21 protein-coding genes and 1 tRNA gene are annotated in these 22,869 nt (G+C 63.6%); 13 read left to right on the forward strand and 9 right to left on the reverse strand.

Going from position 1 to position 22,869, the window contains the following annotated elements:
* The coding region (locus KJQ12_RS09985) for an ATP-binding protein (RefSeq protein WP_425315972.1) at nucleotides 1-1,586 on the forward strand (1,586 nt) is incomplete at its 5' end.
* 409 nt (nucleotides 1,587-1,995) lie between these two features.
* Here KJQ12_RS09985 and KJQ12_RS09990 read toward each other — a convergent pair.
* Both KJQ12_RS09990 and KJQ12_RS09995 read right to left on the reverse strand, forming a co-directional pair.
* Nucleotides 1,996-3,033: a YkvI family membrane protein gene (locus KJQ12_RS09990; protein WP_213484559.1), complete on the reverse strand. Its 1,038-nt coding sequence runs from the start codon at nucleotides 3,031-3,033 to the stop codon at nucleotides 1,996-1,998.
* Between the two features lie 288 nt (nucleotides 3,034-3,321).
* Nucleotides 3,322-4,020, reverse strand: coding sequence for a hypothetical protein (locus KJQ12_RS09995; RefSeq protein WP_213484560.1), 699 nt, complete (start codon nucleotides 4,018-4,020; stop codon nucleotides 3,322-3,324).
* A gap of 158 nt (nucleotides 4,021-4,178) precedes the next feature.
* Here KJQ12_RS09995 and KJQ12_RS10000 point away from each other — a divergent pair, with 158 nt between their 5' ends.
* The 3 genes from KJQ12_RS10000 to KJQ12_RS10010 all read left to right on the forward strand — a co-directional run bounded on the left by KJQ12_RS10000 (nucleotide 4,179) and on the right by KJQ12_RS10010 (nucleotide 5,484).
* Nucleotides 4,179-4,748, forward strand: a complete 570-nt coding sequence (locus KJQ12_RS10000) for a xanthine phosphoribosyltransferase (protein WP_213484561.1) — start codon at nucleotides 4,179-4,181, stop codon at nucleotides 4,746-4,748.
* Nucleotides 4,749-4,842: 94 nt separating this feature from the next.
* Nucleotides 4,843-5,181, forward strand: a complete 339-nt coding sequence (locus KJQ12_RS10005; protein WP_015254378.1) for a hypothetical protein — start codon at nucleotides 4,843-4,845, stop codon at nucleotides 5,179-5,181.
* A 90-nt stretch (nucleotides 5,182-5,271) separates the two neighbouring features.
* Entirely contained in the window at nucleotides 5,272-5,484 is a 213-nt protein-coding gene (locus tag KJQ12_RS10010; RefSeq protein ID WP_425315973.1) for a hypothetical protein, read from the forward strand.
* A gap of 62 nt (nucleotides 5,485-5,546) precedes the next feature.
* Here the strand turns inward: KJQ12_RS10010 and KJQ12_RS10015 are convergent.
* Together KJQ12_RS10015 and KJQ12_RS10020 are read right to left on the reverse strand one after the other, a co-directional pair.
* Nucleotides 5,547-5,633 (reverse strand) — tRNA-Leu (locus KJQ12_RS10015).
* Between the two features lie 112 nt (nucleotides 5,634-5,745).
* On the reverse strand, nucleotides 5,746-6,459 hold the full coding sequence (locus KJQ12_RS10020) for an N-acetylmuramoyl-L-alanine amidase family protein (protein ID WP_213484563.1): 714 nt from the start codon (nucleotides 6,457-6,459) through the stop codon (nucleotides 5,746-5,748).
* Nucleotides 6,460-6,648: 189 nt separating this feature from the next.
* Between KJQ12_RS10020 and KJQ12_RS10025 the strand changes: the two genes are divergently transcribed.
* On the forward strand, nucleotides 6,649-6,888 hold the full coding sequence (locus KJQ12_RS10025; protein ID WP_015254381.1) for a YqzE family protein: 240 nt from the start codon (nucleotides 6,649-6,651) through the stop codon (nucleotides 6,886-6,888).
* 29 nt (nucleotides 6,889-6,917) lie between these two features.
* On the opposite strand, the gene KJQ12_RS10030 is transcribed toward KJQ12_RS10025, so the two are convergent.
* From KJQ12_RS10030 to KJQ12_RS10040, 3 genes are all read right to left on the reverse strand, one after another.
* Entirely contained in the window at nucleotides 6,918-7,805 is an 888-nt protein-coding gene (locus tag KJQ12_RS10030) for a hypothetical protein (RefSeq protein ID WP_015254382.1), read from the reverse strand.
* A gap of 135 nt (nucleotides 7,806-7,940) precedes the next feature.
* Nucleotides 7,941-8,891 (reverse strand): YqhG family protein, encoded by a 951-nt coding sequence (locus KJQ12_RS10035; RefSeq protein ID WP_213484564.1) that lies wholly within the window; start codon nucleotides 8,889-8,891, stop codon nucleotides 7,941-7,943.
* Nucleotides 8,888-10,702, reverse strand: a complete 1,815-nt coding sequence (locus tag KJQ12_RS10040; RefSeq protein ID WP_015254384.1) for a DEAD/DEAH box helicase — start codon at nucleotides 10,700-10,702, stop codon at nucleotides 8,888-8,890. The genes KJQ12_RS10035 and KJQ12_RS10040 overlap by 4 nt, the downstream gene beginning before the upstream one ends.
* Before the next feature lie 301 nt (nucleotides 10,703-11,003).
* Between KJQ12_RS10040 and KJQ12_RS10045 the strand changes: the two genes are divergently transcribed.
* Together KJQ12_RS10045 and KJQ12_RS10050 are read left to right on the forward strand one after the other, a co-directional pair.
* On the forward strand, nucleotides 11,004-13,610 hold the full coding sequence (locus tag KJQ12_RS10045; RefSeq protein ID WP_213484565.1) for an adenosylcobalamin-dependent ribonucleoside-diphosphate reductase: 2,607 nt from the start codon (nucleotides 11,004-11,006) through the stop codon (nucleotides 13,608-13,610).
* 185 nt (nucleotides 13,611-13,795) lie between these two features.
* Nucleotides 13,796-14,647 carry a VOC family protein gene (locus KJQ12_RS10050; RefSeq protein WP_213484566.1) on the forward strand — a complete coding sequence of 284 codons (852 nt, stop codon included), beginning with the start codon at nucleotides 13,796-13,798 and terminating at the stop codon, nucleotides 14,645-14,647.
* Nucleotides 14,648-14,756: 109 nt separating this feature from the next.
* On the opposite strand, the gene KJQ12_RS10055 is transcribed toward KJQ12_RS10050, so the two are convergent.
* Nucleotides 14,757-15,320: a hypothetical protein gene (locus KJQ12_RS10055; protein WP_213484567.1), complete on the reverse strand. Its 564-nt coding sequence runs from the start codon at nucleotides 15,318-15,320 to the stop codon at nucleotides 14,757-14,759.
* Between the two features lie 108 nt (nucleotides 15,321-15,428).
* Entirely contained in the window at nucleotides 15,429-15,929 is a 501-nt protein-coding gene (locus tag KJQ12_RS10060; RefSeq protein ID WP_213484568.1) for a DUF5946 family protein, read from the reverse strand.
* A gap of 157 nt (nucleotides 15,930-16,086) precedes the next feature.
* Here KJQ12_RS10060 and KJQ12_RS10065 point away from each other — a divergent pair, with 157 nt between their 5' ends.
* From KJQ12_RS10065 to KJQ12_RS10090, 6 genes are all read left to right on the forward strand, one after another.
* Nucleotides 16,087-17,487, forward strand: coding sequence for an NAD-dependent malic enzyme (locus tag KJQ12_RS10065; RefSeq protein WP_213484569.1), 1,401 nt, complete (start codon nucleotides 16,087-16,089; stop codon nucleotides 17,485-17,487).
* Between the two features lie 123 nt (nucleotides 17,488-17,610).
* Nucleotides 17,611-18,300, forward strand: coding sequence for a response regulator transcription factor (locus tag KJQ12_RS10070; protein ID WP_213484570.1), 690 nt, complete (start codon nucleotides 17,611-17,613; stop codon nucleotides 18,298-18,300).
* Nucleotides 18,297-19,445: a sensor histidine kinase gene (locus KJQ12_RS10075; protein ID WP_213484571.1), complete on the forward strand. Its 1,149-nt coding sequence runs from the start codon at nucleotides 18,297-18,299 to the stop codon at nucleotides 19,443-19,445. The genes KJQ12_RS10070 and KJQ12_RS10075 overlap by 4 nt, the downstream gene beginning before the upstream one ends.
* A gap of 97 nt (nucleotides 19,446-19,542) precedes the next feature.
* Complete coding sequence (locus KJQ12_RS10080) at nucleotides 19,543-20,481, forward strand: ABC transporter ATP-binding protein (RefSeq protein WP_213484572.1); 939 nt, start codon at nucleotides 19,543-19,545, stop codon at nucleotides 20,479-20,481.
* Nucleotides 20,482-20,517: 36 nt separating this feature from the next.
* Complete coding sequence (locus KJQ12_RS10085; protein WP_213484573.1) at nucleotides 20,518-21,624, forward strand: ABC transporter permease; 1,107 nt, start codon at nucleotides 20,518-20,520, stop codon at nucleotides 21,622-21,624.
* Nucleotide 21,625: 1 nt separating this feature from the next.
* A complete protein-coding gene (locus tag KJQ12_RS10090; RefSeq protein WP_213484574.1) occupies nucleotides 21,626-22,771 on the forward strand; it encodes an ABC transporter permease in 1,146 nt (381 codons plus the stop codon).
* Nucleotides 22,772-22,869 lie beyond the last annotated feature (98 nt).

Consider the following 22,869-nt stretch of genomic DNA (forward strand, 5'->3'; position numbering starts at 1 on the left):
GGCGCGGGCGCGTGGGCGGGCCGCAAGCGGGAGAGGCGCTTGCGGCAGCGCGGCAGGCAGCCGCATACGGGCAGCGCGCGGCGGATGCGCTCGGGGCGCTGCTCAAGCGGCCGCGGGAGGCGGCCGAGCCGTTCGCGCCCCACGCGCATGGCGCACTGCCGGGCGAGGCGCAGCTCGCCGCTGCGGCTGCGGTGCGCAGCCGGCTGCAGCGCGCCGTGCAGGCGCGCCTCGATGCGCTGCGCGAGCGCGGCCTCGCGGCCGAGCGCGCGCTCGAGCAAGCGCGGCGGCTCGAGCGGATTCGCGCGCTGCGCGCGGAGCGCCGGACGGCTGCAGCGGCCGCCGCCGCCCGGCTGGATGCGCTGCGCGCAAGCTGGCGAAGCTGGCTCGAGAGCTGCGGGCTGCCCGGCGGCCTGTCCCCCGAAGCGGCGCTGGAGACGCTCGACCGGATTGAGATGGCCGCCGGCCACCTTGCAGCCATGGACCGCCTCGATGCGAAGCTGTCCGAGGCGGACGGGCGGCTGCGCGCGCACCGTGCGGCGGTGCGGGCACTGTGCGCCGCCGATGATGCGGCAGCGCGGCTCGCGGACGACGATCCCGCCGCCGCGCTGGAGTTGCTTCGCGCCGCCATCCGGCGCGAAGCGGAAGCGGCCGCCGCTGCGGCCGCGCTTGAGGCGCGGATGAAGGAGCTCGGCTTGCAGATCCGGGAGACGGACGCGCTGCTGGCCGGCCATTCGGATACGGCCCGCGCCTGGTTCGAAGCGGCAGGCGCGGCGGACGAGCAGGCCTACGAGCGGCTGCTGGCCGATGCGCGCGAGGCCAGGCAGCTGGATGAGGAACGCATCCGGATCGAGGTGGAACTGTCATCCGGTCTGTCTGAGGTAGACCGCGAGCGCATGGAATCGCTGCTTGAGCGGCATGATGAAGACGCGCTGCGCGGCTTTGTCGAGCAGACGGCGGAAGCGTGCCGCGCGGCGGAGGATGAGCGGACGCGCCTGCTCGAACGGCGCGGCCGGCTGAGCGAGACGCTCGAGCGGCTCCTTGCGGAAGACATGCGGCGGCCGCTGCTGGACGAGCGTGAAGCGGTCATGGCGCAGCTTGCGGATGAAGCGGAGCGATTCGCGGAACTCGCGGTCATGCAGGCGCTCATCCGCCGGACGCGCGAGACATTCGAACGGGAGCGCCAGCCCGCCGTGCTGCGCCGCGCGTCGGCGTATGCGGCGGCGCTGACGAACGGGCGGTACGTGCGCATCGCCGCACCGTTCGGACGTTCGTCGATCGAGCTGGAATCGGCGGAAGACGGCCGCATCATCGACGCCGCGTTTCTCAGCCGCGGCGCCGCGGAGCAGATTTATCTGGCGATTCGGCTCGCGCTGGCCGACGAAGTCGAGACGGAAGAACCGCTGCCGATGCTGCTGGACGACCTGTTCGTCAACTTCGATGACGCGCGGCTTGACGCGGCCGCCGGGCTGCTTACGCGCATCGTCCGCGAGCGGCGGCGCCAGCTCATTTTTCTGACTTGCCACGCCCACACGGCGGAGCGGCTGGCGGGAAGAATGCCGTTCGCGAAACGCTTGCGTCTCGGATAATCTTGCCTGGTTTTGTCCGCATGGCGCATTGGCGCCGGAAGTCCTTGCGGGTCCGGCGTCCTTTCGCCGTCGGCATCCTGCAGCAATTCGCAAGCTTGCTTCGCTTTTTTGTTGAATTGGCTTCTCCATCCCATAATAAAAGCAGAAACTTCGTCTAATTCAGCCGAAAATCCTGAAATCAGAGGTTTTCGAGAAAATAGACGAAGTTTTTTCTCGCCAAAATTGAGGAAAAAATTCTCGCATGGCAAAAGAGGGCAATCACCGGCCGACGAAGCACAGGGTCTGAGATGGCGTTATGGCGGGACGGCATGGCGTTATCACGAAAACGGTACGGCGGTATGGCAGACGCGGACACGCGTGAACCGCGCACCGCCCGCCGCAGACTGTCGGCCCGCGGTCTGCGAGCCGATCATGTTCCCGGCAGGCTCGGCCGGCGGATGATCTGATACAGCCAGCCGAGGCTGAGGGCGCCGAACAGCGGATACAGCGTCGAGAGCAGCGGGCCGAAGCCGATCTGGCTGCCCGCCCAGCAGACGGAGAGCAGCCCGGCGGTGATTGCCCGATCCGGCCAGCCGAGACGTGCGCTGAGCTGCAGCGTGAGGCCGTAAATGTCGCACATCAGCGTCGTAAAAATCTCGGCGAAAATCAGAAACGTGTAAATCCACTGCAGCACAGCACCGAGCTCGCGGGCGATGCCGCCCATCGGAATGTCGAACTGGGCGATGCCGGGCATCCGGGCGGCCAGCGCGATATGGGCGACGAGCAGCATCGCGCCGATGCCGATGCCGCCGAGCCAGGCGCCGGCGATGATCGTCTTCCGATCACCGATGCGGCTGCCGATCGGCACGAGCACCGCCTGCGCCATCGACAGGTTGAACGCCGCGTACAGCAGGGGAGACGCCCAGGCGGCGAGCTGCGGCGTGTCCGTGCGCATCGTCAGCCAGCGGTCCGCGCCGGGGCCGTGCATGGTGTCCCACAGGATGAGCAGCGTGAAAACGAGCATCGCCGGCACGACGATCGAGTTGACGGTGAGCACGGCGTTCATGCCTCTCCGGAGCAGAAGGAAGACGAGGAAGATCGTTACGAGCAGTCCGGTCTGGTAGGAGATGCCGAGGTGTTCCTTGAAAATTGCGCCCGCGCCGGCAAGCATGACCGCGTTGACGCCGATCAGCACGACGAGCATGAACCGGCTGGCCAACGTTCCCCAGCGCTCGCCGAACAGCGCCTGGTTCAAACTTTCGTAGGAATGGGCTTTGATGCGGGCGGATGCCAGCATCATGCGGGCGCCGATCCAGACGAACAGGACGGATGACAGCAGAATGCCCGCCGTGCCCCAGATGCCGTAACGGGTGAAAAATTGCAGCACTTCCTGTCCCGTGGCGAATCCGGCGCCGACGATGGTGCCGATGAAGGTGAAGGCGATTTGGATTGCTTGGAACGCTCTCATGGCGAAGCCCCCGTCCCGCAGGAATTGCGGCAGCCGCAAGGAAATGGCGCAGGAGTTCGGCCGGCACGCGGCGTGCAGCCGGTATACAGGAGTTTGGCCTGCATCCGGCATGCAGCCGGCACAATGGCGTTCAGTCGGGCGCGCAAAAGGTCAGCCGACGGAGGGCGCTTCCGGCGCATTTCCGCAACGGTGCCGCCTTCTCATGTGTATGCGCGGGAGCGGACAGGCATGACGGGCCTTCCGGCGAAAAACAAAGACCCCGGCACAACCGATGCCGGGGCTCCCGTCTCAATGCGATTTGAACAGCAGAATCGAGGCGATCTTTTTCGTATTCGGGTCAAAATCGAACTTCAGCGAAACGCCGTCCCGTTCATAGAGCAGCACCGTATCCGACGCATGGGACGGTTCGCCGAGAACGTCCTTCGTCACGTCGGCGGTATCGCCGACGGCGAGCTCTCCGATGCCGGTCTCCGCGTTCGCGCCGCTCACTTCGACGAACTGCACGCTGCCGTTCCCGCCGACGCCGACCGAGAAGCCGTCATATTCCAGAACCGTCATCGGCGGATCGGACAATGTGTATGTATCTGACGGATCGCCGAAAAGTTCCCGGACATCCGCTTCCCGCTCGCCGATGGCGATGCCGTGAAGCGCAGGCGGTTCCGCGTACCATCCGTTCACGTCCGGCTGGCGATGATCGTCGTCCCGGCCGGCGGCGTTCGGTACCACATTCGGGGCATCCGATGCGTCTTGCGCTGAAGCCGTACCGCCGGCCGCTTCCGATTGCGGCGTCGTCTGACCGGCGGACGCGCCTTGAGCCGAACCGCCCGCCGGATCTTCCGCGACGGTGCCGGGCGCCTGTTCCGGCGTCCGCTCCGTCCGGCCGGACGAACCTTGCCCGCCGCATCCGGCGAGGGCGGACGCGGTGGCGATGCAGAGCGTCAGAAGCGCGGCCGATTTCGCGAGCGTACCGATGCGGCGGTTGCGCATGGTCCTCATCACCTTTCCCTATCCTATACAAATAGACGATTCAGACCCGGAAAAAGTTTCAACAAAACCGGCATTTCGGATCATCTTTTGTTGCGCCGCGGATGATCCGTATGATAATTTTAATGACATAGATCTAACGGCAGAAGGAATGGGATGCCATGGAACAGTTGAAACAGCGGATACTCGAGGAAGCTTCCATTCTGTCGACGGACGTGCTCAAGCTGGATCGGCTCCTCAATCATCAGGTCGATCCGGAGCTGACGATGGAGATGGGGCGCGAATTCGCGCGCAGGTTTGAAGGGGAAGGCATTACGAAGGTCATCACGATCGAATCGTCGGGCATCCCGATCGCATTCGCGACGGCGCTCACGCTGGGCGTGCCGCTCGTATTCGCGCGGCGCAAGAAGACGCTGCTCGCGGAGCCGGATGCCTACAGCGAACGGGTGCCTTCGTTCACGAAGGGCATTGTGACGGATTTGATGGTGTCGCGGCAGCTGCTCTCGCCGGATGACGTCCTGCTGTACATCGACGACATCATCGCCAACGGCGACGCGGCGAAGGGGCTGATCCGCATCATCGAGCGCTCTGGGGCGAAGCTTGCCGGCCTCGGCATCGCCGTCGAGAAGACGTTTCAACCCGGCGGCCGGCTGATCCGCGAGCAGGGAATCCGCGTGGAATCGCTCGTGCGCATCGCTTCGCTGGCGGACGGAAAGATCGCGTTCGAATGACGGCTTCTGGCAGCGATGCCTGCCACCTGTCTCTTTTCCTCCCGGTTGAATTATTTTATAATAGACAAAAGTGAGCGAAGGGAGGCAGAAGGATATGGAGAAGCTTGAGCTGCCCGTTTCATTCTTCAAGTCGAAGTTGTCCGATGCCAAGACACATTTCGAACGCGCTCTGGATTGCAAGCATACGGAATTTGACGATTTGTATCCCTATATGATCGAACATCCGCAATTTTTCTGGTATAAGCGCTATGTCGCATGGTCGGAACTGCTCACCGTCGTGAAGTTGTGCGAGGAGCTCGGCATTCCGTGGCGGGAAGAATTCACGCAGCGGCAGGCCGGTTACATTGAAAACCGCGTCATGTCCTCCCGGGTGCTTGACGAATGGTATGAGCGGAATGAGTCGCCCGAACATGTCGGGCACCAGCCGGAATAATTCATTTATACGGATTCCGAAGTGGACCGAAGCGGGGACGGCCCTGCCGCGGTCCATTGTTGTACATAGAAGGAGGATGAAGAAGCCGTGATGACGGAAGCGCAGCTGGATGCTTACCGCGTCGCCGGAACGACGGTGCGGGTCGTGCGCGACGCGCTGGAAGCAAACGACGTCATCGGCATCGTCGTCGCCTGGGATGACCGGGACGTGCTGATCCGCAGGCCGAACCGCAGAGTGGTGAAGGTGAGCCGCGGCTACCGGATCCAGCCGGCGGACGAGCCGCGCCTCGATCCGCTTGCGTAAGTTCCGGCGCAATGCCGGGCAACAAAAAAACTCCAGACTGCCTGGAGTTCGCTTGCCGGTTATGGTGCGGTCGAGAGGACTTGAACCTCCACGGTATTGCTACCACTAGAACCTGAATCTAGCGCGTCTGCCAATTCCGCCACGACCGCGTTTGCTGTTGTTCAGCTGACTGACGATGTTCATCTTAGCATGCGGGAGCGGCGCAAGTCAAGCCGCGTGTACAAAGTTCTAATTTTCAGTCAAAATATGGACCGCGCGGGTTTACCCGGCGGTCCACAAATATTGCCGGATGCCGGCCGCGACCGCCTCGGCCAGCCGTTGCTGCCAGCGGGGATCGGTCAGCTTCGCGCGATCCGCCGGGCTGCTTAGGAACCCGAGCTCGACGATGACCGCCGGACGCTTCACCAGGTTGAGCAGATAGTACGGTTTGCCGACCTTGGGAAGCCTGCGGCTGCCGTATTCCCGGTTCAGCGCATCCTGCAGAAAGGCCGCAAGCAGCGCGCTTCTTCCTTCCTCCTGGTGCAGCACGAGCGGTCCGCTGGCCGATGGTCTTCGGGACCAGTTCACGTGCAGGCTGACAAGGAGCTGCACGGCGATTTCGTCCGTCAGCCCCCGGCGCTGCGACAGGTCCCGCTGATGCCGCGAGCGGGAAGGATGCCACCGGTTCTCGTCGCTCAGCGCGTAGTCGCCGGTCCGGTTCAGAACGGCGGGAATGCCCTGGCTGCGCAGAACTAGATAGAGCCGTTTCGCCACCTGCAGGTTGATGTCTTTCTCAAGCACGCTGCCGTAATGCGCGCCGCCGTCGATGCCGCCGTGTCCCGCATCGATCAGCACTTCGGCCGTGGGCAGCGCGCGCTCGTATCGCGGCGTGTCCGATGCGGGGGAAGCGGGGCTTCCCGCGGCCGCGCGGGGAGCGGGAGCGGCGGCCAGCAACGTCGCGGCGGCCGCCGCGCATAGCAAGGCTTTCGTGTTCATGATTCTGACCTCCGGCGCGTTTAAGTGCGGATGCAGGTTAGTTTTGCCGGCCCGGCGGTCGGCTTATGCGGGTTTAACGCGCGTCGGCTCCGGCCATAATGAGCATGACGCGGCATGGTGACATGCCGGACCCGTCGTCATGGCCGACCCCGGCCTGCGGCGGGACATACGCGTTCGGAGGGAAGCCCCATGGCGAAAGACGGCAAAGAATACGTCGCGTTCGTGGCGGACCGGATCGTCCGCTACATCGAAACGCCGGCGGATGAGCGCCGGCGCATGCGCCGGGACGCGCGGAGCCGCCGCGACCCGTTCCTCGCGCGCTGGTTCGGCTGGGCGTTCTACGGCTGGCTCATGCAGCGGCGCGCAAGGCGCGTGGACAGCCGCACCGGCGCGGATGAAGCGGCGGCGAATCCGGCTGCAGATTCCTGACGTTATGCCGCCGGGTCCGGGCGGGCTCGTCAATCATACAGTTTCGCGGCCGGCTCGAGGCAGGCTTGCGGGATGAAGCGAAGCCCTTCTTGATCCACGCCGATGTAGGCGGTGCCGTCATCCCATTCATGCCAGGCGACGACCGGCAGCACATAGAGGTAGGCGCCGTCGAACCGTTCGGCGACGAGCCGAAGCTCGATGCCGCTGCCCAGCAGCGCGGCGATGTCCGTCTCCGCCCAGGCGAGCGGCTGGCGCGTAATCCACGGCAGCCGGGCATACGGATCGAAGGACGGAACTTCCGCATGCCGCATCAGTCTCCCGGCGGGCTGTGCGCCGCCGGGCATCCGCTCCTCGAGGCACGCCGCCGCTTCCGACGCCGCCTCTTTCCAGAACGGGTCGTCGGCCGGCAGTTCCTCGCCGGTCTTCGCATCCAGGTAGAAAACGCCGTCGTCCGTTTCGACCCGCCAGGCCGCGCTGAGCGGGTGCGCATACCGGCGCTCGACGTCGGCGCTGCCTTCGCCGTCCTCATCATCCCCGATAAGTCCGAGCCGCGCCAGCCCCTGGCGCAGCAGATCCGCGGAATAGAGCGGCGCGTCGCCGAGCCCGTACTCGGTCAGCGCGAAGCCGCCTTCCCGCACCGCGTGAACGACCATATAGCCGACGGTCTCACCCTGATCTTCAAACAGCACGATCCAGCCGTGCGTGCCCGGGCCGAGCGGCTCGATCGTCCGCTGTGCCGCGGCGATCCGTTCAAATCCGGGCCGGGCGGACAACCCTTGTGCCCATTGGTCGACCTGCCGTTCGAGCAGCTTTTGCTCCGCAGGCCTGTATCCGGCTTCCATTGACGCCGAGACGCCCGGCGCCGCCAATGCCGCCGCCAGCAGGCAGGCGAGCAGGCCGATCATTCTTCGTTGCATCTTCATGCGCCTCCTTCCCGTTCAACCCCCTGGTTGCCGCAGTGTCATCATATCGGACAAGCCCCAAGAAGGCTGTTGCAATGTGTCGCGCGCGATCGTTCTATTTTTGCCGCAATCCGGTGAAAGCTCTCGCAATCAGGCGAGGCCGGACAAATGGAACACGCCGGCGTTGACAATCTCCGTGACGACGCGCGGCTTCAGCTGCCACAAAATTTCTTCCTTGCGCGCTTCGTACTGCGCGGCGATCTGCTCCCGCTGCTTGTCGTCGGTTTCCTTGAGCAGCGGCTCGTAATAGTGCGCAAGCCGGGCGAGCTCTTCCTTCAGCCGTTCGTTCGCCGCGGCCGCCCAGCCGTAATCGTAGGTTTTCAATTTCTGCAAGAGCGCCTGTTCGATCAGGTCGGCCGCCTTCTTGAGCGACAGGGAAGCGCCGGTCACATGCACGTTCGCGGGCAGGCGGGGGCTGAGCTTCAGCCCTTGCAGCCGGTCGAAAAACCGTTCGACAACCGTTCCGGTGGCGAGCGAGACGCCGAAAGCGTGCATTTCTTCGCGCTTCATGTCGCAGACGAATCCGACTTTCACGTTGACGCCGAGCCAGGGGGTGCAGGGCGCCGAATCGTACGGATGAAGCGCCCGCTCGTCCGGCTGCTGGAACAGGCAGACGAACCGGCCGCCGCGCCTTGCCGCGGCGAACAGCTGCTCGAGCCGCCGCGACCCGAAATGGAGGTCGTCCCGCGGCATCCGCGTACCGAGCCCGGTGGGCACAAAACCGAACGAGCGGCTCAAGGCGGCCATGCCGGCCTGCTCCGCCGCTCCGCCTTGCGGACCGCCGGCGCCGGCGCCCGCGGATTCGGCTTCCGCGGTCATCGCGTCATATTTCGCCGCATCCGTCACGAGCAATAGCGACATCGTCTCCGGCTCGACGCCGGTCCGGTCGACAAAGCTCCAATAATAGGGGCGGTTCGTCAGTTCGCGGTCCGCTGCGGGCGACAGTTTCACCTTGAAATGGACCGGCGACTTCTCCAGAATGGTGCAGCCGGTCGCTTCCAGGTACCGTTCGACAAACCGGTGGATCTGCTTCGCGTTCATGGCCGGGCCTCCGCTGCGGCATCCGCGCCGTCCGGGACGACGGAAAGGACGGGGAGCACGCTGTCAAGCGAGCTTTTCGGCGATCGCTTCGCGTCCGCGCGGAGCCGGTTGATTGAGCGGCCGAGCGCGTCGATGCCGCGCCGGATGTCGGCGTCGCCGTCCGACTCGAGCACGAGGCGCGCAAGCCGCTGCTCAAGCGGCTGTTCCTCCCGCTCGAGACGCTCGAGGATGTCGTCCAGTTCGCCGACGACCATCTCGAACAGGTTGATCTTCTCGTGCAGCAGGCGGACGATGTGCTCCTCGATCGTGCCGGTCGTGTACAGATTGTAGATTTTCACGTCGTTCGTCTGCCCGAGCCGGTGAACCCGGCCGATCCGCTGCTCGACGCGCATCGGATTCCACGGCAGGTCGAAGTTGATCATGTGGTGGCAGAACTGCAGGTTGATGCCTTCGCCGCCCGCCTCGGTGGCGACGAGCACCTGGGCGCGGCCGCGGAACAGGTCCATCATCCAGTCCTTCTTGCCGCGGTTCATGCCGCCGCGGTAGGGCACGGCGTGAATGCCGTGCTGCTTCAGGAACTGGAGCAAATATTCCTGCGTCGCGCGGTATTCGGTGAAAATGATCGTCTTGTCGTTCGTCGTGCGGATGATCTCGAGCGCCTTCTCGGCCTTCGAATTGGCCTGGATGCGGCGGATGAACTCGACGAGTTCCCAGATCTTCGACCGCATCGGCGAGTCCTCCGCGGTCTTCTTGAACAGGTTGACGAGCGTGAGGAAGACGGCGTCCCGGCTGCTGCACACTTCGCGCTGCAGCGTGATGAGCGACAGCATGCTCGCAAGGTCGCGTCCGCTCTCGTCGTACCGCTGCCGGACGAAGCCGGTCACCGCGTCGTACAGCGCCTTTTCCTCCGGCGACAGCTTCACCTCGATATTGCGCACGATCCGCTTCGTGAAGCTGATGCCGCCGTCGCTGCGCCGGTTGCGGATCATGACGGCCGACAGCGCTTCCTGCAGCCGGTCCTCGTTCTTCGGCAGCCGCTTGTCGGCGACGAAGTTGGCGGCGAAGTCGCTCTGCCCGCCGAGCTGGCCGGGCTTGAGCAGCGTGATCAGGTTGAACAGCTCGTCCATGTCGTTCTGCACGGGCGTCGCGGTGAGGAGGAGGCAGTATTTTTTGCGCAATTGCTGAATGAACTGGTAGTTCGACGTCTTCTTGTTCTTCAGTTTGTGCGCCTCGTCGACGATCAGCATGTCGTAATCGTTGGACAGCAGGAGCTCGCGGTGCGGCTCGCGCTTCGCGGTGTCGAGCGAGGCGACGACGAAGTCGGAGTGCCACGAGTGCGCTTTCTTCTGCGCGGTCGCCGGAATGCCGAACTTCTGGTTCAGTTCGCGGACCCATTGCAGCACGAGCGACGCGGGGACGAGGATCAGCGCCCGGCGGACCAGCCCGCGCACGATGTACTCTTTCAGAATGAGGCCGGCTTCGATCGTCTTGCCGAGACCGACTTCATCGGCGAGAATGGCGCGTCCGCCCATCTCGTGCAGCACTTTGCGCGCCGTCGCGATCTGGTGCGGCATCGGCTCGAACGCCGGCAGGCATCTGAGCGCCTGCAGCTCGTCGAAGCTCGTGACCAGTTTCGCGCGCTCGGCCTCGACCGCAAGCGCAAACAGCGTCCAGTCATCCCACGGGCCGTTGCGCGCCGCGCGCTCCGCCAATTCGTCGACCCAGGTCCGGTCGAATTCGAACTCCACATCGGGATGCGGCGTCTTTCCGGTTCCGCTTGCGCGGCGGTCCGGTCTCTGGATCGGATGCATGGCTTCTCCTTCCTCCGGCTGGTTGTTTTATCCGTTAGTATGACCGTACGGTGAGCGATTCATAAGGGCGGCGGAATGAGATGCGAGACCTTCCGGACGCGTGCAACGATGCGACGTTTTGTATCGAAGCGGCATCAGAACGCTTGTTTCGGGCGGATACGATTCGTTGCCGAAAATGGGACTTGGAATACTATATATTGTGGTGTAAAATGAGTCGAGGACTCTATATGTTGTGTACATAATGCGATACACATCTGCTGCCGCAAGCGGCAAAATCTGCATGAACCGGAGGCGCTCGCGCATGAAAATGATGAAGAGCAGCAAGCTGGAAGGCTTGAGCGAGAAAATTTTTCTGGACCGCTATGCATGGAAGAACGCAGACCCGTCCGGCACCAAGGTCGGCGACGTCGTGCTCGTGCTGACGAAGGATGACCCGAAGTTCCCGGCGAAGGAAGTCGGGGAGGTCATCGCGCGGAACGGCAACAAGGTGACCGTGCGGACGCGCGCAGGCCAGATCGTCGAGTCGGAGGTCGAGAAGCTGACGCTGACGATCGAGAAGACGCCGGAAGAGATGTGGGACCGGCTCGCGAAGGCGATGGCTTCCGTGGAAGATACGGCCGAGAAGCGGAAACAGTGGGAAGAGCGGTTCCGCTACATCCTTGACGACTGGAAGCTCGTACCGGGCGGCCGGATCGCGGCAGGCGCGGGAACGAGCGACGAGCTGACGCTGTTCAACTGCTATGTCATTCCGTCGCCGAAGGACAGCCGCGGCGGCATCATGGAGACGCTGACCGAGATGACGGAAATCATGGCGCGCGGCGGCGGCGTCGGCATCAACCTGTCCAGCCTGCGGCCGCGGCGCGCGGTCGTGGCGGGCGTGAACGGCTCGTCGAGCGGCGCCGTCTCCTGGGGCGGCCTGTTCAGCTACACGACCGGTCTGATCGAGCAGGGCGGCAGCCGGCGCGGCGCGCTCATGCTGATGATGAACGACTGGCATCCGGACCTGCTGGACTTCATCACGGTGAAGCAGACGATGGGCCAGGTGACGAACGCGAACCTGTCGGTCTGCATCAGCAACGCGTTCATGAAGGCCGTGAAGGAAGACCTCGACTGGGAGCTCGTCTTCCCGGACACCCGCGATCCGGAATACGACGAGCTGTGGGACGGCGACCTGGAGAAATGGCGTTCCCGCGGCAAGAAAGTCGTGCTTTACCGGACGGTGAAGGCGCGCGACGTCTGGCATACGATCATCGAGTCGGCGTGGAAATCGGCCGAGCCGGGCGTCGTATTCATGGAATATTACAACCAGATGTCCAACAGCTGGTACTTCAACCCGATTATCTGCACGAATCCGTGCGGCGAGCAGGGTCTGCCGGCGTGGGGCGTCTGCAACCTGTCGGCGCTCAACCTGTCGAAGTTCTATGACGAGGAGAAGGACGACGTTGCCTGGGACGAGCTCGCGAAGGTGACGCGCTGGTCCGTCCGGTTCCTCGACAACGTCATCGACAAGACGCCGTACCATTTCAAGGAGAACGAGAAGAACCAGAAGCGCGAGCGCCGCGTCGGCCTCGGCTCGATGGGGCTCGCGGAGCTGCTCATCAAACTGAAGATCCGCTACGGCAGCCCGGAATCGCTCGAGTTCCTCGACAAGCTGTACGGCTTCATCGCGCGCGAAGCCTACCTGGCTTCGACGGAGATCGCCGCGGAGAAGGGATCGTTCGAGGCGTTCGACGCGGAGAAATTCCTGCAGAGCGGCTTCATGCGCAACATGGTCAGCGTCTATCCGGAAGTCGGCGAAGCGGTCCGCAAGCGCGGCATGCGCAACGTCACCGTCATTACCCAGGCGCCGACGGGCAGCACGGGGACGATGGTCGGCACGTCGACGGGCATCGAGCCGTATTTCGCCTTCGAATACTACCGTCAGAGCCGTCTCGGCCTCGACAAGCAGTACGTGCCGATCGCGCAGAAGTGGAGAGACGAGCATCCGGGCGAGGAGCTGCCGGACTACTTCGTCACGGCGATGGAGCTGAGCGCGGAAGACCATATCCGCGTGCAGGCGGCGATCCAGCGCTGGGTCGACAGCTCGATCTCGAAGACGGCGAACGCGCCGCACGACTTCACGATCGAAGAGACGAAGAAGCTGTACGAATTGGCGTTCGAGCTCGGCTGCAAAGGCGTTACGATCTACCGCGACGGCAGCCGCGACACGCAGGTGCTCTCGACGGCGAAGGACGACGAGAAGAAGGATGCGAAGGCGGAAGGCACCGCGGCCGATACGCAAGCAGCGGCCGACTCGGGCGACGCGGCGGCGATCGGCAAGCTGAACGCCGCGCTCAATTCGAACGTCTCGAAGCAGGATGAGCAGGTGTTCGACAAGCAGTACAAGCGCCGTCCGCAAGTGCTGCGCGGCGCGACGTACAAGATCAACACGCCGTTCGGCATGGCGTATATTACGATCAACGACATCGACGGCACGCCCGGCGAAATCTTCCTCAACGTCGGCAAAGCCGGTTCCGACGTGTTCGCGATGGCCGAAGCGCTCGGCCGCGTATGTTCGCTGTTCCTGCGCTACGGCGATCACGGCAACAAGGTGAAGCTCCTGATCAAGCACCTGAAAGGAATCGGCGGCAGCGGCGCCATCGGCTTCGGCGCAAACCGCGTCGAATCGATCGCGGACGCCGTGGCGAAGTCGCTGGAGATGCACATCGGCTTGACCCAGGACAACGCGGGTTCGCCGACGGACGTGCCGCCGATTGCGGCAGCCGCCGAACCGATCGTCACGCTGCCCGGCGGCAAGAGCGGTCCGGTCGAATCGCGCGATCTGTGCCCGTCCTGCGGCTCGGCATCGCTGCTGAACGTGGAAGGATGCAAGACTTGCACGAACTGCGGCTACAGCCGTTGTCAGTAAGCAGTTGCCAATAAATGGATAGCGCGACCCGTGCGGGGTCGGTGATGCAAGCGATCATCGGGCAGGCGGCCCAGCCGTCTGCCCGATCGGTCGCTTGTTTTGTCAGGAGGCTGCATTTGACACCCTAAACGCAAGCTTGTATAATTACTTACAATAAGTAAGTAACTTGAGAAGGGGTGTGTACATTGGCCGGTTTTCATCAGGCGCCTTGCACCTATGTCGGACAGGTGAGCCTGAAAGTGCGGGATCTGGATCGTGCCTTGCGGTTCTACCGGGATGTGATCGGCTTCAAGGTGCTGACGCAAACCGGTGCATCCGCGACACTCACAGCGGACGGGCGGACGGCGCTGCTGACCGTCGAACGGCCGGAAGACGCGGCGCCGAAGCAGGGAAGGACGACCGGGCTGTACCATTTTGCGCTTCTGCTCCCGACCCGTGCCGACCTGGCGCGGATCGTGAAGCATTTTGCCCGCATCGGCCTCCGGTTCGGCTCCTCCGATCATCTGGTCAGCGAAGCGCTGTATCTGTCGGACCCGGACGGCAACGGAATCGAGATTTACCGGGATCGCGACCCTTCGGAGTGGAACTGGAAGCGCGGCGAGGTGGAGATGGCTGTGGACCCGCTGGATTTCCGGGATCTTGTCGGGCTTGGAGATGACAAGCCGTGGGACGGTCTTCCGGTCGGCACGCTGATGGGCCACATCCACCTGCATGTATCGGAACTGGGGCCGGCTGAACGGTTTTACGCGGACGGGCTCGGGTTCGAGGTGGTCAACCGTTTCGGATCGCAAGCGCTGTTCCTGTCGACGGGAGGCTACCATCACCATATCGGGCTCAACACCTGGAACGGCGTGGGCGCGCCCAGACCGGCCGCGAACAGCGTCGGCCTCCGATCGTTCACCCTGATCTATCCCGACGAAGCGGCACGGGAACGCGCCGTCCTGAACCTCCGGAATTTGGGCGCGGAAGTGACGGAGCAAGGCGGCGCATTCGCGGCAAGCGATCCGTCGGGGAACCGGATTTTGCTGGCAATTTGAACGGTGCGGCCGCAAGGGAGACAGCACGCTGACAAGTCCTTGATGTGATGACCGGACAAATGAAAACAGGTCGATCAGGAATGATGATCCTGGATCGACCTGTTTTCATTTATACCTTTCGGGGCGTCTTCCTCTTATTGGGCTTCCGTTTGCGGAGCCATTTGTTGATGGCGGTTCCGCCGCCGCCCACCGCGTGCTGCTGCCGGGTGCCGGGGCTGCTGATCGCCGCGTTCGTCCCGCCGGCCCCGAAAGTGCCCGCGCCGCTTGCCACCTGCGTGGCCGAGGCGTTCCGGCTCCGCGGCGGCATTTTCACGATCTGCTCATTGATCACCACGACGACTTCCTTGCCGCGGCGGCGATGCCGGGGACGGCTCCCGGTCAGGGCGCGCAAACGGCGGAATGCGGCCTTGCCGCTTCCGTCAACATTGCGGGCGGTGCCGCCCGATCCGATGCTTTGCTGCTGCCTCGTCCGCGGCGACCGGATCGCCGCGTTGCTGCCGGCGGCGCCGCTGTGTCCCGCGCCGCTTGCGATTTGCGTCGTGTTCGGGGCATTGGTGAACTGCCGGTTGAAGATGAAGACCAGCCGCTGGATGCTCTTCAGCGGGGCTTTCGCGACCATCCGCTTGTTTCCGAGCTGGATGGTGATCGCGAACCGGTCCTGTTGTCGCGCCATTCCGCTCATCTCCGTCATTTGAATTTGGACTTGCTCCATCGTATGACGGAGCCGCGGGGCTGAGCGCGGCGGCAGTCAGGCCCGCGCAGAAACGGGCATCGGGCCTCGTCAATCCAGCCGGAGATGCGCCGCGCAGACGCTTCTGACCCAATCGTGGCGTTCGCGCCAGGCGTCCCATGCGCAGCGCGCCCATTCCATCAGCATCTCCTCTCTGGCCGGTCCTTCTTCGGCGCGGACGACATCGGCGACTGTAATGGCGTAATTCGCCGCCGGCGGCTCCAGAGACGGCCACTCGATCGACATCCTTGCCAGTTCCATATGGATCTGCTGCACCCGCCGGCCGGAAAACCCTTTCTCCAGCGCCAGATAAAGGCCGATCAGCGCGAAAGCTGTCGTGATGTTTTTCGTCACCCCGCCGGAATGTTGGGCGCCGTAGGCATCCACTGCATGCTGCGCGCGAAATCCAAGATCCTGATTCATCATGAGCCAGGCGGACAATTCATGGTACAATTCCCTGCATTCGCCCGAGGCGCGATACCGCTCGGCGGCGTCCAAATGCCGATCGGGAAGCCTGAGCCCGCATCCGGGGCAGGTTTTGTATTGCGTCATAGAGATCAACTCCGCGAATGGATAAGCATAACGTTCTTCAACCATGGACGAAAATCCTTCGGGGCACGGTCAAGACGGGCCGTTTCATCGGCGCACGGAACGGTGAAAATTTGAACAAGGTTCAAAACGCCGCAATGACAGGGGGAATGTTCGGAAGATGTACAACAGCATGATTGCGAGGTTGGAGCTTGATCACCGGCTCGTCGGATTCGGCGATGTCGCGGCCGCGATCGGCAAGGCGGGGGGCGACATCGTCTCGATCGACGTGATCCGTCCCGGGCAGGACAAGTCCGTCCGGGATTTGACGATTCAATCCCCGGAGCAGGCCGAAAGCGCGATCGTCGAGGCGCTCAGGCGGATGAACGGCATCCGGGTCATCAACATATCGGACCGGACGTTCCTTGCGCATCTCGGCGGCAAAATCGCGGTCACCCCGAAGCTGCCGGTCAAGAACCGCGATGATCTGTCGCGCGTCTATACGCCCGGCGTCGCGCGCGTCTGCAACGCGATCCACCAGGATGCACGGAAAGCCTACTCACTGACGATCAAGCGCAACACCGTCGCCGTCGTCACCGACGGTTCGGCGGTGCTCGGTCTCGGGAACATCGGTCCGTATGCGGCCGCGCCGGTCATGGAAGGGAAGGCGATGCTGTTCAAACAGCTGGCGGACGTCGATGCGTTCCCCATTTGCCTCGACACGCAGGATACGGAGGAAATCATCCGCACGATCCGCCACATCAGCCCGATCTTCGGCGGCATCAACCTGGAGGACATCAGCTCGCCCCGCTGCTTCGAGATTGAAGAGCGGCTCGCGGACGAGCTGGACATCCCCGTCTTCCACGATGACCAGCACGGCACCGCGATCGTCGTCGTCGCGGGACTGTTGAACGCCTTGAAAGTGGTTGGCAAGCAGCCGGAACAAGTGCGGGTTGTCGTGAACGGCGTCGGCGCGGCCGGCGTCTCGATCTGCAAAATGCTGCTGGCCGCAGGCGTGAAGCGGCTGGTGCCGGTCGACCGCGAAGGCGCCATCGTTCGCGGCGGGGCGTACGACCATCCGATGTGGCGGTGGCTGGCCGAACAGCCGCAAGTGCAGGAGACGCCGGGATCGCTGCGGGAGGTCATCCGCGGCGCGGACGTGTTCATCGGCGTGTCGCGGGGCGGGTTGCTGACCGCCGAAGACGTGAAGGCGATGGCGCCGGATCCGATCGTCTTCGCGATGGCGAATCCGACGCCCGAGATTGCGCCGGAAGAAGCGCTGCCCCATGCCGCCGTCGTCGCGACCGGCCGCAGCGATTATCCGAACCAGATCAACAACGTACTGGCGTTTCCCGGCATGTTCCGCGGGGCGCTGGACTGCCGCGCGCGCCGGATCAATGAAGCGATGAAACTGGCCGCGGCGCGGGCGATCGCATCCGTCGTCAGCGGCAAGGAGCTGAACGCCTCCTACATCATCCCGAGCATTTTCAACGAGCGGGTGGTGGCAAAGGTCCGGTATGCGGTAATCGAAGCGGCGATTCAGACCGGCGTGGCGCGGCGCGTGCCGCCGGATTTCCGGTAGGCGGGACGATCGGCTGACGTTATTTGCGCGGATTTGCCCGTGTTTTCGACAGGATTCGGGCAGCCGATCGCGAAATAGACAGAAGCGGGAACACATTCCGAAACAGGCAAGGGGCGGCGCACAATGACCATCAGGGTGTTATTGGCCGACGACAATCCGTTCGTCCGCGAAGGGATGCGGATCATTCTGTCGACCTTCGAAGGATTCGAAGTGGCGGCGGCAGTCGAGGACGGCGAGCAGGCAGCGGAATATTGCGAGCAACACGAGGTCGACGTCGCGCTGCTGGATGTCCGGATGCCGAAGTTGAACGGCGTCGAGGCGGCGAAACGCATTGTGGAGCGGACGCGCACCCGCGTGCTCATTCTGACCACGTTTGACGACGACGAATACATCGAGGAAGCGATTCGGAACGGCGCGATGGGTTATTTGCTCAAAAACAACGACCCGGAGAAAATACGCGACGCCATCCGCACCGTCTGCAACGGCCACCATGTGCTGCAAGATGCCGTCATGGAGAAACTGGCGGCCAGGCGCGGCATTGGGGACGCAGGCCGAGCGGAGGACCGGAAGTCGGACGACGGCGATTCGGACGGCTGCGGCTTGTCCGCCGCCGAGCGCAGCAAATTCACCGAACGCGAATGGGAAGTGATGGCCCTGATCGCCAAGGGCATGACGAACCGGGAGATTGCGCGCGCCCTGTATCTGTCGGAAGGCACCGTCGCCAACCATATCACGTCGATACTGGGTAAGACCGGCATGACGCACCGGACGCAGATCGCCATTTATTACTTGACGGGGGCCGTTCGGCCATGAAGGCGGAACAACATCCCGCCGAGCGGCGCAGTATTGCGCTCATGTTGATCGCGCTCGCGTCCGCCGGTTGGCTGGCGGTGAACGCGGGCGGTTCCGAGCTTCTGCCGGAATGCCTGCTGGTTGCGCTGCTGCACGTCAGCCTGCGTCTGGCGGCCGGCCTGACCGCCGGATGGCCGCGTCTGCTGCTGCTGATGCTCGCCGCTGCGGTGCTCGGTGCGGGGATCGCCGTACATCCGGCATTTGTTCTGCCGCTTCCGATCATCGTATATGAGATTGCCTCGCGCATCTATCGTCCGGGCTGGAGCATCCTTGTCGCATTGGCGGTCCCCCTCCCGGCGCTGCCCGACGGCTGGCTGCTGCCGTATGGCATCGCCGCAGCGGCATCGTTCGCCTGCCTGCGCGCATTCGATACCGATGGGCGGCGGATTAGGACACTGCAAGACGAGATGGAACAACTGCGGGATAAACTCCGCCGGACTTTGGCGAAACTGGATGAGATGGAAGGATACGTCCGGCAATCCGAGTATGTCATGAAGCTGGAGGAGCGCAGCCGGATTTCGCAGCGCCTGCATGACGAGATCGGCCAGTCGCTCACCGGCGCGCTCATGCAGATGGAAGCGGCGAGACGGCTGCTCGGTACCGATCGGGCGAAGGCGGAGCAGCTGCTGCAGCAGGCGATACGGATCGCGAAGGAAGGCATCGACCGGATCCGGCTGACATTGAAACAATGGAAACCGCTGCCCGAACAGCTCGGCATGCACCGGCTCAAGCGCCTTGCAGCCGAATTTGAGGCGCAGCATTCCATCCGTGCATCGGTGACCCATGAAGGCGATCTGGACCGGATTCTTCCGATTCATTGGAAAATTATCCATGACAATGCCGCCGAAGCGCTCACGAATGTGCTGAAGTACGCCGCCGCAAGCCGTGTCGACATCCATGTCCAGGTCATGCGCGCGATGATCCGGTCCGTCGTGGCCGACGACGGACAGGGCGCCGTCCGCATCGTGAAGGGGCTCGGACTGGCAGGCATGGAGGAGCGGGCGGCCGCCGCGGGCGGCACGGTCATCGTCGACGGTTCGCGCGGGTTCTCCGTGACGACGCTGCTTCCTTTGGATGTTCACGAAGCCGGCCGCCGGAATTCATGAAATATTTCATGCCCAAGGGATGAACTTGTGCACTATGGCAGGTTCATCTTTTTGTTTAGGATGGTAATCAGCTTGACGATCAATGGAGGGAACCGGTATGCATGTGCTGGAAATCCGGCGCCTGACGAAGAAGTTCGGCGACGTTCATGCGGTCGACCAGTTGTCGCTGTCCGTGCGCGAAGGCGAGATCTTCGGCCTGCTTGGTCCGAACGGGGCGGGCAAGAGCACGACGATTCTGATGATCGCCTCGCTGCTGCCGATGACGGACGGCGAAATCCGCATCTTCGGACGAAACATCGCGGAACATCCGAAATTCGCGAAGCAGCAGATCGGCCTGGTGCCGCAGGATCTCGCGATTTATGAGGAAATGACCGCGTACGAGAATGTGGCGTTCTTCGCCGGGTTGTACGGATTGCGGGGCAAGGAGCTGCGCAGCCGCGCGGAAGAAGCGCTCGCGTTCGTCGGGCTGGAAGACAAGCGGAACCGCTATGCGAAGACGTTCTCGGGCGGGATGAAGCGGAGGCTGAACATCGCCTGCGCCATCGCCCATCGGCCGAAGCTGATCATTCTCGACGAGCCGACGGTCGGCATCGACCCGCATTCGCGCCAATCGATCCTGTCGGCCGTCCGGCGTCTGAACGAAGCGGGCAGCACGGTGCTGTACACGAGCCACTACATGGAGGAAGTGGAGTCGCTCTGCACGCGGATCGCCGTCATGGACCACGGGAAAGTGATCGCGGAAGGAACGCTTCCGCAGCTCACGTCCGTCGTGACGGACCGCCGGGAAATCGTCGTCACGCTGCGCGAGACGGATCGGGTGAAGGAAGACGCGCTCCTTGACATCCCGGGCGTCCGCACGGTCGTGCGTGACGATCATCGCCTGCTGATCGAGACGGATGCGGAAGTGAACAACCTGAACGCCGTCATTCGGGCGCTGACCGCAAGCGGCGTGGAGATTGCGGACATCGGGACGCGAAGACCGAATCTGGAGACGGTCTTCCTGTCGCTCACCGGCCGGAGCCTTCGCGACGACTGACGGAAGAGACTGGCGCAGATGAAGGAGGTGCGGCAGATGCGAATGTTGCACATCGCATGCAAAGAACTGAAGGCGTTCCGCGATCCGGCCATGCTCGTGTTCATGCTGGCAACGCCGCTCGCGATCATGCTCATTCTCGGCACGGCGCTCTCGCGCGGTTTCGACCGGGAGATTGAGATCGGCGAGATCCGCGTCCTGTATCGGCTGGAGCAGCCGGACCGGACGCTCGGACAAGTCTGGTCCGAATTCGTCCGCGATGCGGAATCGTCGGGCGTCCGGTTCGAAGTGTCGGACAGCCGCGAGAAGGGGCTGGAAATGGTGCGGCGGGCGGAATACGCCGGGATGGCTGTCGTCTCGGACAGCGGCATGGTCTACACCGGAAATGATCGCGCTGCGGTCGAGAACGCGATCGTGCAAGGCTTGCTGCAGACGTTCGCCGACCGATACCGGCTGTCGGCCGTGCTGGCGGACGGCGGCATATCCGCGCCGGAGGACGTCGGACGTGAGTACGTCCGTTCCGTGTCCGTCGACGGAACGAGGCAGCCTGATTCGATGGATTACTATGCGGTCGTCATCACGACGATGATCATCCTGTACAGCGCGCTTACCGCCGCGCAGCTGATGGAGTGGGAACGCAAGCGGAAGACGGATCTCCGCCTGCTGTCGGCGCCGGTGTCGAAGGCTGAAATCTTCGTCGGCAAAATGGCCGGATCGTTCCTGCTCCACGCCGTGTTTGTCATTCTGCTGGTGCTGTTTAGCCGATACGCGTTCAATGCCGATTGGGGCAGCCGGCCGCTGGCGGTGCTCCCCATCCTGTTCTCCCAGCTCTTGTTCGTCCTCGGGTTCGGCGTGGCGGTCAGCTATCTGCTGCGGGGCGGCGGCGCGGCCGGCGTAGTCATCATGGTGATCGTCCAGCTCGAGGCGCTGTTCGGCGGTGCCTATTTCCCCGTCGAGGGGTCGACGGGATGGTTCGGCGCGATCGCCGCCTGGTCGCCGCTCGGACTGACGAACCGCGCGCTGCTGCAGGTCATCCATGCGGGCGAGTGGTCAACGGCGCTGCGCGCCATGGCGTTCAACTTCGGCGCCGCCGCCCTCTGCCTGGGATTGGCCGCCGTCATCATGCGGAAGAAGGAGGGACTGTAAGGTGAGGGACACGGTCTGGATCATGCGGCGATGGCTGCGGACATCGGTGAGGAGCGTCAAGTTCTGGCTGCTGTTTCTCGCCATGCCTTCCATCGCCGTCTGTCTGTCGTTCCTGCTCCACGGGGGCGCGGAACGGGCGGAACTTCGGATCGGCGTCGTCAACATGGACGACGGCTCGCGGCTTGCGGCCGATGCGGCCGGCTATCTTGCCCGCCTGGAGCAGATCAAGGTGAGCGAGCATGAGGCGGCGGATGCGCGGCGGATGATCGCGTCGGGCGAACTGGATGCCGCCGTCGTGTTCCCGGAACATTTCGGCGAAGGGCTGAGGCGGGGAAATCCTCCGGCAGTCGAGATCGTGTCGATCCGGGGGACGTCCGTCACCGGCTATATGGATCTGATGTTAGGCGCCTATATCCGGAACATCGCGTCCATCGGCCGGGCCGCGCAGGATGACGACGCGCTGTTCGAGCGTTTGTACGCTTCCCATGCGGACTTTCGCTATGCGCTCACTGCGGAGTCCATCGATGATGTGTCGGGAAAACATCGCATGTCCAGGCAGACGATCGGCTATTTGGCGATCCTCTTGCTGTTCTGCGCGGCCCAGTTGTCGAACCTGATTCTGCACGAACGGGAGAACCGCACCTATGCCCGCGTGTTGAGCACGCCAGTATCGCCGGTTTCGTACATGCTGTCGAACGTCCTGACGAACCTGCTTGTCCTGATGCTGCTCATCGCCGTGGCGCTCGCCGTCATGACGCTGGCTTTCGGCATCGATCCGGGCCTGCCGATCGGGATGCTGCTGATCGTGCTTTTGCCTTATGTTCTGACGGCGATTGCGGTGTCCCATGCGGTGACGGCGCACGCGGCTTCCGCCATGAAGGCGTCCGCTCTGCAGAACCTGATGATTATCCCGACAAGCCTGCTCGCGGGCTGCATGTTCCCGATCGAGACGATGCCGGAGTCCGTGCAGCGGATCGGCAAGCTGTTCCCGCAGCATTGGCTGCTCGATGCGGTCGGGCGGCTGCAATCGGGCGCGGCGCTGGCGGATGTATGGCTTAACCTGGCGATTCTCGCGGCATTCGCGCTTGCCTGCGCGCTGGCGGCGGCGTTCGAACATGCGAGGCGGAGAGAGGCGGCGATATTATGAATCGGCAAGAAGAGCGGCGGGGTCATGCCCCGCCGCTCATCCGTTGTACGCCCGGCATGGGCGTCATCTCTACGGTGAAAGTCCGGAATGGGGGCTGG

The organism is Thermobacillus xylanilyticus (assembly GCF_907165215.1).
Lineage (GTDB): Bacteria > Bacillota > Bacilli > Paenibacillales > Paenibacillaceae > Thermobacillus > Thermobacillus xylanilyticus.